The organism is Peribacillus sp. RS7 (assembly GCF_041956845.1).
Lineage (GTDB): Bacteria > Bacillota > Bacilli > Bacillales > DSM-1321 > Peribacillus.
Window position 1 is genome coordinate 5147454 of the sequence record NZ_CP168135.1, and the last position, 12942, is coordinate 5160395.

A 12942-nucleotide genomic window follows, 5' to 3' on the forward strand; every position below is an offset into this window, starting at 1 on the left:
AAAATAGTACTCCCCATCATCCTAATCACCAATCTGCTGCTCCTATTAATAAAAAAGGCAGAAAGGGAGCTAAACCCATTCTGCCTTTTATTGAATTACTGTTTAATCGTTTCCTGTCCCACCATGGAATTCCTTTTGATTTTGTCTGCTCTTTTAGACTAGGAAGTCGCTAGCAATGGCCCGGAAATATTATGCCAAACACTGAAGATGGCACTCGTGACGGCCGCTAGTGGAGAAAAATGAGCTGTCGCTAATGCGGCACCTAAACCGTAGTTTTGCATGCCCACTTCAATTGAAATCGCTTTTTGATCTTCGTATGGATTTGGGCTGCTTCAAAACAGCTTTAAAATCACTAAACGAGAGAGTGAGACCCATCCCAAACATTATTATTCCAGGCAAAATGGATATGTAAGGAGCAATCCATCTAAATGGACGATTAAAAAAGACCCCTACGCCATGGAAGGTGAAGAGGTCTCTTGCTTTCATAAGAAAAATTTTTTAATAGTTATATTTTCAAATCATTTTTCTAATATACCAGGGGTTTTCCCCATTACTTTTATGTTTTTATCTAACCTCATCAGCCATACTGTGAGCAACATCCCGATCAGTGTGAGTGAACCGTAAAATAAATACACCGCATATATCCCTGATTTATCCAAGATTATCCCGCCACTGAAAGTACTGAACCAGTTTCCCAATCCATTTCCAATGGCGGAATAAAGCGTTACTGCCGTAACTGTTATACGGGCCGGGACGACTTCCCGGATATATTGTAAAGCTGCCGGAATGAATAAGCCAAGTGAAAACCCTTGAATGATCGAAGTCACATATACGGTAGTCAAACTTGGTTCGGTATAGTACAAACCCCAGCGGATTAATGAAGCCGTTCCAGCCAATAAGGTAATTGGCAGCAGGCCTATTTTATGAATCCAGGTACCTGCCATTCTCATAAATGGAATTTCTGATAGTACTGCTAAAAGGAACGCAATGCCAATTCCTGTATATGTCCCGCCTCTAGCCTCTACAAACAAACCATAGTATACATTATTTGCAAGATTAGGACCAAAAATCAAGAACGTTATAGCAAGAAAGATAAGGAAACGTTTCATTGTGATCAATTCTTTCATTCCACCGAAAAGTTTTGCCTTTTCTCGAGGAGGCTCTTCGGGCAAACGGAGAGCTAGAAGAGCCGCGATCACTAGACCGAAGAAAAAGGCATAAAATATAACGGAAGGACCAATGAAGGATTCCGATAATTTCCCCATTACAAAAACGGCTACACCGTAACCAAGTGAACCGAATAAACGGATTTTTCCATAATTCGCTTTGATTCTTGTTGTATATTGAAGGGTGATGCTATCTGATACTGGTATTATGGCACTTTGAAAGATAGCCAAAGCTATTGCCACGGATACTATAAGTAAATAGTGATCAAACAGCAAGTAACTTAATCCGAATACACCAGCAAGCAACGATGTCATTGCAAGTATTTTTGCTGGTCTTCCACTCCAATCACAGACAATTCCCCAAAAAGGTTGAAAAACGATCATCACTATCGGTCCAACAGACATGATCGTACCTATTTCAATACCGGACAAACCTGCCTCATTGGCTAAATAAACGCTTAATAGCGGTGTTAAACTTCCCACTGCAAAAAATGAAAATAAGTAAAATACCTTCAAGCTTATAATATTTGCATCCTTTTGTTTTTCCAAATCCTGTTCCCCCATGCAGTCATCTTCTACCTCAAGTTTTCTTATATCTCAACGAACTCCGGATTTTTTTCATGCTTCCCAATTGAAAAGGCATATTTCATAGGTAGCACGTATTAAAGACAGTACCTTTATTAAACCTGCTCTCGACAAAGACATTTCCAAGGTGGCTTTCTATAATTTTAAAGCTGATCACGAGACCTGATACATTACCAGATTTTTTCGTTGTAAAAAATGTTCTCCCAGTCTCTTAAGCTGCTCTGGCGGCATCCCAATTCCTATTTCGGTTAAGGATACTTGCACTTTCCCCCTCTAAGTACAGTAAACTAAAGATATTGAAAAGCGTACTGACTTACCAACAATGGGCTCAATTTCAAACTGTGTTTAATGATAATATATCCATCGAAAACATGAAACCGCAAAAAGACATTTGCAGTACATGTGTTGTTTTATTCGATATGGAAAAAAAACAAACCCTGCAAGAGCAATCGCTAATGCTAACTAAAAATTATTGTAGAAAAGTTTTATGCCGTCAATATTGAATTATCGAGAGTGAATATGTCTACAAAATCAAGTGTCCAAGTAGCCAATCCCATAGAGCGGCAGCTCCCTATATTATAGGCGTTAATACTTCTCGATCGTATAAATAACGTTGTTAGTAAATCCAACGCCGTATACCACGCCATTATCGTCAAAAGTACTGTAATCATGAAGTGGACAGGTATTTGAAGTCGCAATTGAATGTTCCATTTTCCCTTGACCACCTCTACCGTTCCATTCTCCTTTATTGTAATGGAAATTCATAGTACCTAAAAGGTTTTTTATTCCCACCCCCATTCAGCCCCATATCTCAAGTAAATGTAGGTTTCTTTCATAAAATCACTAAAATGAGAAATACTATTCTTTTGTATAGAGTAGAATAGAAATACATGATATTGACAAGCATTCACACCTGCTTCATCTTGCAGGTCATTATCAAAAACAAAAATAATTATTCAAGAATATATTAATTAAGAATGTTAATTTCTTTATTTAATTATACCTATAGGTTTATAATTAAATAGAACTTTTATAGAGAGAAGGAGTGGGGGGCATGATTATGTCAGACCTGGCAGGTGCAAGTACAACAGAAATTATGCAAAAGAAGACCCAGCATAAAAAATTAACACTAAGACAAATATTACAGAGAGGTCTTTTAATTACAATAGGTGCAGTTTTAATGGCTGTCGGCCTCGAGATTTTTTTAGTACCGAATAACGTAATCGACGGAGGCATAACGGGAATATCGATTATGTTATCTTACATCACTGGATGGAAACTCGGTATCTTTCTTTTCGTATTGAATCTTCCTTTCTTTTTTATCGGTTATAAACAAATTGGAAAAACCTTCGCATTATCTACTCTGTATGGGATTTTAGTCCTTTCCATTACCACTACATTGCTTCATCACGTACCAGCTTTCACTCAAGATATCCTCCTAGCGTCCGCTTTCGGCGGAATGATTCTTGGCATTGGTGTTGGAATGGTCATTCGATATGGCGGCTCATTGGATGGTACAGAAATACTTGCTATACTCGCTAGCAAAAAGCTCCCTTTTTCCGTTGGGGAGATCGTCATGTTTTTTAATTTATTCATCCTTGGCAGTGCGGGCTTCGTTTTCTCGTGGGATCGCGCCATGTATTCGATCATAGCTTACTTCGTGGCTTATAAAACGATGGATATCGTCATCGCTGGTTTGGACGAATCCAAATTTGTTTGGATTATCAGTGATGAATTTGATGATATCGGCGACGCCATAATGAATCGCCTTGGTCGCGGCGTAACCTATTTAGCGGGCGAAGGTGCTTATTCCGGTGATGATAAAAAAGTCATCTTTTGTGTAATAAACAGGCTTGAGGAAGCTAAACTTAAAGATATAGTCAAAAGCTTTGATCCTTCTGCATTTCTTGCCGTAGGGGATATCGCGGAAGTTCGAGGCGGTCGCTTCAAGAAAAAAGATATTCACTAATCATCACCTGCTTTTTGCTAAATCAAATTGACAAAAAGATAAAAAAAGCTGAAGGGAGATTCCCTTCAGCTTTTTTTATACAGACTTAATAGTTTCTTGGATTGTTGATTGCTTGAAGCATTCTGGTGCCGGGTTTCATCTCGCTGCTACATAATGGACAAACGTGTTCATCATTACTTGTAAAGTTATCGCGAATCCAACCTTTGCAATCTTCTGATGTACATTCCCACACCTTTGTTTCTTCAGGAATGATTTCTTCCGTATTATTTCTTCTATACATATATCTCACTCCTTAGAATTGAATTGACTCCGTACTGCATAACAGATCACAAGCCATAAAGATAAAAAAAGAATAGATGGCTAATCTAAATTGTGAGTAAATACTCATTCGCAAATCTAAGATTTAATTCTTGTTCTTACACGCAAAATTTTTTTAGTGGTAGGAACTTGAGATTACGACATGAATTTTTAATATCTCATTAACCATTATATCATATATATGCTTTATATATTTGAGTAAAGATTCTAAAGATGTCGGTTTTCCTAATCAAAAAATGAAACACAGTCTCTGACTTACCCTTCAAGATAATCGAGACTGCGCCGTTTAAGAATCCATTCCATATGGTTCTTCTTACTCGTTCGGATGAAAAATTCAAAGCGAATCGAGCATGAGAGTAATTTTAGTGCCAAAACCTAAAACAATGAAAGCCCTGCCTCTCTCCCATCCATACGGTTCCTAGACCGTGCCTGCGAGAATCAGATAAAAGCTTGTAAGTACATGTTTATTAATTAAAACCGTCCGTAATTCCAATTGGGAAAAAGTAAATTCCAAAAGATAAATGGTACATAGAAGTAAGTTAATGAAGAACAGAAATGGATCGAGGAAAATACTTGGTGATTACATGTATTTCTTTTTTCTAGATGTGTTTAACTTGTTTCTACTCCATCATGAAAAATGATGGAAAATTATTTCATTAATAAAAATGTTACTTTAAATTACCCTCCAGTGCCTTCTTTTAATAACACTGAAATTTAATCTTACCACATTTATTTATATATGTAAAGCATTAATCTAAAATGAAATCACTCCGTTATACTTCCCTTCATAAAAAATAAAGAGGCTATGATTCACCTCTTTTATTTAAACGCATTATATTCATTTTCAATTTTTGGAAGTTCCCTGACTTCCTCGACCAATTGACTTCCACACATTGGGCAATCATAGTTTTCCGAGGCAAAATCTTTTCTCATCCAACCATTACAATCTGCTGATCCGCACGCATATACTATCGTATCTTCCATAACGATTTCTGGTTCCTCTGAATTCTTTTTACCAAAATACATGAGCAACCTCCTCTTTTTTATATAAAGACTCTGATTAAAGGTGCGAAATTTCACCTTTTTATCATTCCTAGTATACGCATTAAACCAAATTCTTATTTATTCATTGATGAAATTATCCAAAAACCTTAACACCTACGTGTTTCCCAAACCTGCTTTAACCAAGATCGCTTTAATCATATAGTAGGAAATATTCTCAGGCAGGGCTTCTTTTAGTGGTTTCAGTTTTTCAGAATCCAATTGTTTCGCAGTATCCAAAACAAGGTCAAACTCTTCATCCGTGAAAATCTCTTCCCATTTGATATCCATGTGTTCTTCAGCACACTTTAATAAATGATTTTCAATTGAAATGGAAGACAGCCCTCTGGATGTCGCGATTTCCTTGATTGATTTACCTTCCTGATATAAGCGATAGCTTTCTAAATGTGATGGTTTAGTACTTCTTTTTACCGTTTCCTTAGTAACCAGTGTATTCTTTTCCAGTTCAGGATGTGCCTGTACATAACGGGAAATACCTTTTAGGAACACGGCACCGAAGCGTTCGAATTTCTGGGACCCTACCCCTTTAACTTCTAGGAATTCCTCTTCCGTCCTCGGCAGTTTCACTGCCATATCTTTCAATGATGCATCCGAAAAAATAATGAAAGGAGGTACATTCTCCTTACTAGCCAATTCTTTTCTTAATTGTCTCAACTCTTCGAACAACCCATGATCCACACTGATGCTGTTTACTTTTTTTATTTCTTTACGGAGGACTTTTTTCTGCCCCAACAGCACTTCCCTGCCAGCATTGGTTACTTTAAGGACTGGAAATTGGCCGCCCGTCATTTCGATATACTGTTTTGCTGTCAGGAAATCAATGAAATCACCTACATCCTTTGCAGATTGATTATTGATGATTCCATAGGTAGAAAGCTTTTGAAAACCGAACTCTTCAATTTTCTTATTGCGTGAACCCGTGAGGACTTGGGAAATCATCGTTTTACCGAATCGCTCACCCATTCGCAACATGCATGAAAGGACCATCTGAGCCTGTGTAGTTACATCTACGGAATCCCGTTTATCTGTACAATTTTCGCAATGACCGCAATCTTCAGGGTTTTCATCTCCAAAGTATCGAAGAATGAAGGCTTGCAAACACCCCTCGGTAAAACAATAATCTTTCATTCTGTTCAACTTTTTCAATTCCTGGGATTGCCACTCCTGCGAAGGGTTTGATTGATCAATCAAGAAACGCTGTATCTGCATATCCTGGGGGGAATACAAAAGGATACATTCACTATCCAAACCATCCCTCCCTGCACGGCCGGCTTCCTGATAATAACTCTCCATGTTCTTAGGAGTTTGGTAATGGATGACGTATCTAACATTCGACTTATCGATTCCCATCCCAAAGGCAGATGTCGCTACCATCAAGGGAATGTCATCCCTGATGAATTGGTCCTGCTGTTCCGAACGGTCTTGTTCATTCATCCCGGCATGGTAACGGCCTGTCTTGAATCCGGCTTTATTAAGCTTGGCATACAAAGAATCGACTTCTTTCCTAGTAGCTGCATATATGATACCCGATTCATTTTTGTTTTTCTCTAAATAGCGCATTAAAAACCGTCCGCGATTTTCTTCTTTTACAACGGAAAAGAACAAGTTATCTCTGGAAAATCCCGTTGATACTGTATGCTCCCCTGATATTCCGAGTGACTGACAAATATCATCGGTCACATTTGGAGTGGCTGTTGCCGTTAATGCCAGTACAGTCGGAGATGATGGCATGTTTTTCAATAAGGTTTTGATTTTTAAATAGCTTGGTCTGAAGTCATGACCCCATTGAGATATGCAGTGGGCTTCATCAATGGCTACCATTGAAATGTCCACATTAAATAAATCCTGTTGAAATGCAGGGTTTTCCAAGCGTTCCGGTGCCACATAAACCAATTTATATCTTCCTTGCTTAATATCGTTCATTCTATTGGATGATTCTAACCCAGAAATGGAGCTATTAAGAAATGTGGCATCAATCCCGTTTTGTTCGAGGGCATCTACTTGGTCCTTCATCAAGGAAATAAGTGGGGATATCACGAGTGTTATACCAGGTAACAACAGGGCTGGAATTTGGTAACATATCGATTTACCTCCGCCAGTAGGCATAATTCCCGCGGTGTTTATTCCTCCCAACACCTGTTCGATAATCTGTTCCTGACCTTTTCTGAATGACTCATAACCAAAATATTCTTGTAAATACTCACGTGCTTTTTCCATCAATTCACTACTCCTCCTATTTACCTTGTAAGGATTTATAAGGATCTATTACTTTCATTGTACCTGCTTTTCCCGTGAACCAAAAGGACAAAAAAAGTAGACACATTAAATCTCTGTGTCTACTTTTTTCAATATATAAACATGTTTTGCATGGTTAAATTAATTCAGGATTTGCACTTTAACGTTTTTAACGCCCCAATTCACGGCATCCTGTTCGTTTGGAACAAATATGTCCACTCTATTTCCTTTGATGGCACTGCCTGTATCGGCTGCCGTTGCGTAGCCATAACCTTCAACATAAACCTTTGATCCTAGTGGAATGACTGAAGGGTCCACGGCAATCACTTTTGCATCAGGATTAGCTTTCAAGTCCACTCCTGTGGCTGTTGTTCCGCTGCAGCCTTGACAATCAGCCGTATAGGCGGTTGCACTAACAGTAATCTCTTTTCCAGATTCTGCTTGATCTTGGGATTCATTGTTTGTGTCTGCTGGTTCCGATTGTTCAACTGGTTCTGATTGTTCAACTGGTTTTGATTGTTCAACTGGTTTTGATTGTTCAACTGGTGCCGCTTGTTCAACTGGTGCCGCTTGTTCAGATTTCTGCGCAGGCTCTACACTCGCCGCTTCGACTTTGTTAGCCGCTGGTTTAATGATTAGTTCCTGTTTCGGATGGATAGTATCTGAATTTAAACCGTTCCAAGATTTAATATCATTTACAGCTACATCATATTTGTCTGCAATGTCCGATAATGTGTCACCTGACTTGACTTTATAATGCTTTTCTTGAGAAATATGTATTGTTTCCCCTACATAAATCGCGTCTGAAGACAAATCATTCCAAGACTTAATATCTTCTATTGATACTTTATATGTTTGAGATATCCCCCATAATGTGTCTCCATCTTTCACTTTGACATCTTCTGCTTGTACCGGAATTGTGAATGCACCGGATATTGCAGCCGCTGCCGCTAACGATAAGATTGATTTTTTCATATGTTGTTACCTCCTTGTGAGCTGCTTTATAAGCTACGAGTTCAATCTTAACATAACTTTTTTCTATACAAAGAACAAACAGATAAAGAATAGATGACAAACATCACAGGAAGATAACGGCACTATAACAAGTTATTTTAATATTCTGAAAATATATTATTTCTCGTCTCTTTCCTTTCCCTACCAGTTGAGTCATATTATGTATTGCCTAATCATAATAATTAGAGGCTATATCTTTACAAAGGAGGTATTTTTTTGACGCGCGAAAAGACTTTTACCTTAGTTAAGTCATATAAACCTTTCCATAGTAAATTCGATCCTTGCCCGCCGATTGGGAGGAAGTACTACAGGACACCTCCTAATTTGTATATTAATTTTCAACCGCCGAATTTGGAGCAGTTCACACCTGAGGAAGCTTTGAAATACGGTACACTTTGGAAATTCTTTTATGATTTTTATGATAATCCATATCGGGAAAGGGAGACATAAATGAATAAGAAACTGGATGATGAATATTATCAGTTGCTTGAACAAATACAGGCTGCGGATTTCGTACTTGTCGAGTTGACTCTTTATTTGGATACACATCCTAACGATCAGCAAGCATTACAGCAATTCAATCAATTTCATGAATACTCCAAACAATTGAAATCGGTTTTTGAGCCTAAATATGGTCCGTTATTGGGTTTTGGAAACAGTCCAGACGGTGAAAATAAATGGGAATGGGGCCAAGGCCCTTGGCCATGGCAGGTATAAGGAGAGATATCTATGTGGGTTTATGAAAAGAAGCTGCAATATCCAGTTAAAGTAAGAGACTGTAATCCTCGTTTGGCAAGGTATTTAATAGAACAATATGGGGGTGCTGATGGTGAGTTGGCTGCAGCACTCCGTTACTTAAATCAACGATATACAATTCCAGATAAAGTGATTGGCCTGCTGACGGATATCGGGACGGAAGAATTTGCCCATCTGGAAATGATCGCCACGATGATTTATAAGCTTACAAAAGACGCAACCCCTCAGCAGATGGTTGCAGCCGGGCTAGGTGACCATTATGCCAATCATGATAGTGCCCTTTTTTATCATGACGCGGCAGGAAATCCATTTACTGCCACATATATCCAAGCCAAAGGAGATCCCATTGCAGATTTATATGAAGATATCGCCGCTGAAGAGAAGGCCAGAGCAACCTATCAGTGGTTGATCGACATCTCGGATGATCCTGATATCAATGATTCACTCAGGTTTTTGCGTGAGAGGGAAATTATCCATTCGATGAGGTTCAGGGAAGCTGTGGAGATTTTAAAAGAAGAAAAAGGTAAAAAGAAGTTTTTTTAATGAAACCACATGAAAAAAGCAGCGGATAAAAATCCGCTGCTTTTTTCATTTACGGTCTGAGGAATATGTCCATCCATCTTCCTGGTAAACCTTTTCTTCTTTCATCAGTTTGCCCAGAGCACGTTTGAACGCTCCCTTGCTTAAACCGAAGTTAAACTGGATATCATCAGGTGGCGTTTTGTCGCCATACGGCATGGCACCGCCACGATTCATTAAATATGTGAAGATGACATCAGCATCTTCCCCCATTAAATCTTGTTTAAAGGGAATTAAAGAAACGTTAAGCGTTCCATCTTCTTTACTATCAATGACGCGCCCTTCAACTAATTCACCAAGTCGGGGCTCCTCCTTACGTTCACTTTCGTGAATGAAACAACGATATCCTTCTTGGGAAACAAAGAAAGACCCAACCATAAGCAAACGATAGACATTTCCCTTAACAGTGGTGTTACGGACTCCTTTTAAAGGAGCCTTTACTGCTATCTCCTGGATTACATCTTCCGTTGCAAGTTTACCAAACAGACGGTCATTTCGATCTGTCTTTAGGGATACATATAGACGGTCGCCAACCTCAGGCCATAAACGATCAATATTCGGAAGGTCGTCCAGTGATACAAGAATATCTTTGGAAAGGCCGATGTTCACAAAAACACCAAGTTTCCTTTTCACATTGACAACTTCCGCCCAGCCATACTGATCAATCTGAATTTCGGGGATCTTCATTGTCGCTGTTAGCCTTGCTTGTTTATCATGGTAGATGAATACAGTTACTTCATCTCCAAGTTCAAGTTCCGTTCCTTCATTCATTTCATTATGATGAAGTAAGACATCTTCTGAACCGTCAGTTAAAAACCATCCGAAATCAGCCTTACGTTCCACTTCTAACTCTACAGCCAAACCGGCCTGAATTTTTTGCATGTATTTAAATCCTCCTGTGACTTACCTTTACCTACAATTGTACCCAATTATTTATTTTTCCATCATATTTGAATTTATCATTTTTTTCTTGTTCTGTATACCTATTACGGTTTTTTTTTCACCCTTGCCGTCTTCATCTAAAGCCTGAGGGACCAGAATCTGTCCTTGTTTACCATTACTATGCATGATCCTTTGGATAATTGGCTCGGTTTATATGGTTTAATTAAATAATCTTAGCTCCCAAGGAGATTCCCTTTTCCCTTTCATCAAGTGCGGTCGATACTTATCTACCTGACCGATCTTCTGATCCTGCAATTTCAATCTTAGTTATTTCGATGATATAATTTAGCGATCAACTGAAAGGAAAAAGAAAACATTCATGACAAAAAAATTGTATTATACGTCCACCAAGACTTCCCGATGGGAAACCCAAATCCGGGAGACCTTTGAAGAAAATGGCTTTTACTACATCACTCTTGAAGAAACCGCCTTTTATCCCGAAGGGGGCGGCCAGCCTGCAGATACTGGAAAAATAGAAGGAATCACCGTTCTTGACGTTATAAATAGCAATGATGGAAGGATTCTTCATAAGACTGAAACACGGCCAGGTTCAGAGATGGTTCACTGTGAAATTGATTGGTCCCGCCGTTTCGATCATATGCAACAGCATAGCGGCCAGCATTTACTCTCTGCAGTCTGTCGGGAATTGTTTGACGCTAATACGGTCAGCTTTCATCTTGGAAAGGAATATTTAACGATCGATATTACATCCGGATCTAAATGGACTGAAGTACATACGGCTGCAGTTGAAAAGCAAGTTAATCAATATATCATTGAGAATCGAGAAATACTGATATATTACGTGACAAAAGAGCAATTACAGACACTTCCTGTCGTCAAAATGCCTAAAGTGTCTGAGAATATCCGTATTGTTGAAATAGAAGGAATTGAGTATAACCCTTGCGGTGGAACCCATGTAGAAAGAACCGGGGAGATTGGCTTAATAAAAATTTTCAAAACGGAGAAGCAGAAAGAACATACCCGCCTCTATTTTAAGTGTGGCTTCAGGGCATTGGACGATTTTTCCGAGAGCCTTGGAATTCTTTCAGCCTTATCGACTAAATTCAATACCGGACGTACAGAGATACTTAATAGGGTGGAGAAACTGGAAAATGACTACAAGCAGCTGCTATCGGAAAATGAAAACTTAAAACTTGAAAATGCCAAGTATCTTGCTGTCACCCTGCTTGCTGAAAATGTAGGGGGATTCATCTCTCATATTTTCGAAGATAGCTCAATGAAAGAGCTGCTTTACCTTTCAGGTACGATTGTAAAAATGGAAGAGGTCATCGTATTATTAGCATCACGTAAGGAGCAAAAGGTTATTCTTTCGCACAGTGGGTCCTTCCCCTTACATTGCGGACAATACTTTAAAGCTGAACTCAGTTCTTATAATGGGAAAGGCGGAGGGAACGAACAGACTGCACAAGCAGGTTTTGCATCACAAAATGACCTAATGGCATTTTACCAATACACAGTTGAAAAATTAGGCCAAAATCCTGGTGAATAAAACTTCTGCGAAATAGTCTATGCCAACTCGTGATTTATTTTACAGAAATAAGAAGATAGAGGACAGTTAAAGTCCTCTATCTCCTTATTCTTCTATTTTCAATTTCCGTAACCCTTCTTTTTCAATATGAAGATGATATTTTTCTTCAAGCTCCATGATACGTATAAATGCTTTCTCCTGATTATATTCATGGTTTTCCGATTCCTCGGCAAATTCTTTTCTTGCCATATGATAGGCCAGCTTATCCCTGAACACGCCTTCTTCATACTCATCTATGACTTCATGAAGTTGATCCTCCAGTTCCCTGCTTAAATCATATATTTCATATTCCTTCACATACTGTACTCCTTCCATGCCGAAATCTTTGGCAAAGGAATTAAGATACTGTTCCATCTCACTGAATTCTTTATTATTTTCAGTATCGGAAGCAACCCAATATCCGTACTGAACCATTTTGAATAATGTTTCATATTGTTTCTTGGTAAAATTGATCTTCATTGTCCATTAACTCCTTTTCCGGTTTCCTTACATCAAAAAGAATAAACCGCAATGGAACAAAAGTCCAATGCGGTTCATTCTCAATCCATTATTTCCGTTACAGAAAAATAAGCTGCTTTTTCCGTATCTACAACATAATGGCAATCGCCTTTAACCAAATTATAATAACGGTGCTTTTGAATATTTGAAATCATTTGAGTGGAGTCATCGCCCTCTACCTCATGCTCTAATTCTTTGCCGCCTGGAAAATAAAAACCAACTTTCAATTTCATCTTTCTCATCCTTCCCTTCATCTGGTTGAATCTCTC

The 12942-nt window shown here is 38.6% G+C and carries 13 protein-coding genes and 1 pseudogene; 5 read left to right on the top strand and 9 right to left on the bottom strand.

The genetic code is table 11. From position 1 onward, the window contains the following. Window positions 1-158: 158 nt before the first annotated feature. Both ACDZ29_RS25500 and ACDZ29_RS25505 read right to left on the bottom strand, forming a co-directional pair. A pseudogene (locus ACDZ29_RS25500) lies at window positions 159-317 on the bottom strand (bile acid:sodium symporter family protein); the annotation flags it as partial. Window positions 318-518: 201 nt separating this feature from the next. After that, window positions 519-1715, bottom strand: coding sequence for an MFS transporter (locus ACDZ29_RS25505; RefSeq protein ID WP_375089091.1), 1197 nt, complete (start codon window positions 1713-1715; stop codon window positions 519-521). 1090 nt (window positions 1716-2805) lie between these two features. Between ACDZ29_RS25505 and ACDZ29_RS25510 the strand changes: the two genes are divergently transcribed. After that, window positions 2806-3720: a YitT family protein gene (locus tag ACDZ29_RS25510; protein ID WP_289325334.1), complete on the top strand. Its 915-nt coding sequence runs from the start codon at window positions 2806-2808 to the stop codon at window positions 3718-3720. An 85-nt stretch (window positions 3721-3805) separates the two neighbouring features. Here ACDZ29_RS25510 and ACDZ29_RS25515 read toward each other — a convergent pair whose 3' ends face one another. The 4 genes from ACDZ29_RS25515 to ACDZ29_RS25530 all read right to left on the bottom strand — a co-directional run bounded on the left by ACDZ29_RS25515 (window position 3806) and on the right by ACDZ29_RS25530 (window position 8310). Then, window positions 3806-4000: a cold-shock protein gene (locus ACDZ29_RS25515; protein ID WP_034307294.1), complete on the bottom strand. Its 195-nt coding sequence runs from the start codon at window positions 3998-4000 to the stop codon at window positions 3806-3808. A gap of 857 nt (window positions 4001-4857) precedes the next feature. After that, window positions 4858-5064 carry a cold-inducible protein YdjO-related protein gene (locus ACDZ29_RS25520; protein WP_061463486.1) on the bottom strand — a complete coding sequence of 69 codons (207 nt, stop codon included), beginning with the start codon at window positions 5062-5064 and terminating at the stop codon, window positions 4858-4860. 132 nt (window positions 5065-5196) lie between these two features. Then, on the bottom strand, window positions 5197-7320 hold the full coding sequence (gene recQ / locus ACDZ29_RS25525) for a DNA helicase RecQ (protein WP_375089094.1): 2124 nt from the start codon (window positions 7318-7320) through the stop codon (window positions 5197-5199). Window positions 7321-7476: 156 nt separating this feature from the next. Next, complete coding sequence (locus ACDZ29_RS25530; RefSeq protein ID WP_375089096.1) at window positions 7477-8310, bottom strand: LysM peptidoglycan-binding domain-containing protein; 834 nt, start codon at window positions 8308-8310, stop codon at window positions 7477-7479. A 255-nt stretch (window positions 8311-8565) separates the two neighbouring features. Here ACDZ29_RS25530 and ACDZ29_RS25535 point away from each other — a divergent pair, with 255 nt between their 5' ends. The 3 genes from ACDZ29_RS25535 to cotJC are packed head-to-tail and all read left to right on the top strand — an operon-like array spanning window position 8566 to window position 9648. After that, window positions 8566-8799: a spore coat associated protein CotJA gene (locus tag ACDZ29_RS25535; protein ID WP_063234475.1), complete on the top strand. Its 234-nt coding sequence runs from the start codon at window positions 8566-8568 to the stop codon at window positions 8797-8799. Then, window positions 8800-9066, top strand: a complete 267-nt coding sequence (locus tag ACDZ29_RS25540) for a spore coat protein CotJB (protein ID WP_370015325.1) — start codon at window positions 8800-8802, stop codon at window positions 9064-9066. A 12-nt stretch (window positions 9067-9078) separates the two neighbouring features. Beyond that, window positions 9079-9648, top strand: a complete 570-nt coding sequence (gene cotJC, locus ACDZ29_RS25545) for a spore coat protein CotJC (protein WP_375089098.1) — start codon at window positions 9079-9081, stop codon at window positions 9646-9648. A gap of 45 nt (window positions 9649-9693) precedes the next feature. Here cotJC and ACDZ29_RS25550 read toward each other — a convergent pair whose 3' ends face one another. Further along, the gene (locus tag ACDZ29_RS25550) at window positions 9694-10566 is read right to left on the bottom strand and encodes a S1 RNA-binding domain-containing protein (protein WP_289316135.1); all 873 of its coding nucleotides are present in this window, start codon (window positions 10564-10566) and stop codon (window positions 9694-9696) included. A 379-nt stretch (window positions 10567-10945) separates the two neighbouring features. Between ACDZ29_RS25550 and ACDZ29_RS25555 the strand changes: the two genes are divergently transcribed. Further along, on the top strand, window positions 10946-12136 hold the full coding sequence (locus tag ACDZ29_RS25555) for an alanine--tRNA ligase-related protein (protein WP_375089100.1): 1191 nt from the start codon (window positions 10946-10948) through the stop codon (window positions 12134-12136). An 84-nt stretch (window positions 12137-12220) separates the two neighbouring features. Here the strand turns inward: ACDZ29_RS25555 and ACDZ29_RS25560 are convergent, their stop codons facing one another. After that, window positions 12221-12634: a hypothetical protein gene (locus tag ACDZ29_RS25560; RefSeq protein WP_375089102.1), complete on the bottom strand. Its 414-nt coding sequence runs from the start codon at window positions 12632-12634 to the stop codon at window positions 12221-12223. An 80-nt stretch (window positions 12635-12714) separates the two neighbouring features. Further along, window positions 12715-12906: a hypothetical protein gene (locus ACDZ29_RS25565; RefSeq protein WP_289325343.1), complete on the bottom strand. Its 192-nt coding sequence runs from the start codon at window positions 12904-12906 to the stop codon at window positions 12715-12717. Between the last annotated feature and the right edge of the window lie 36 nt (window positions 12907-12942).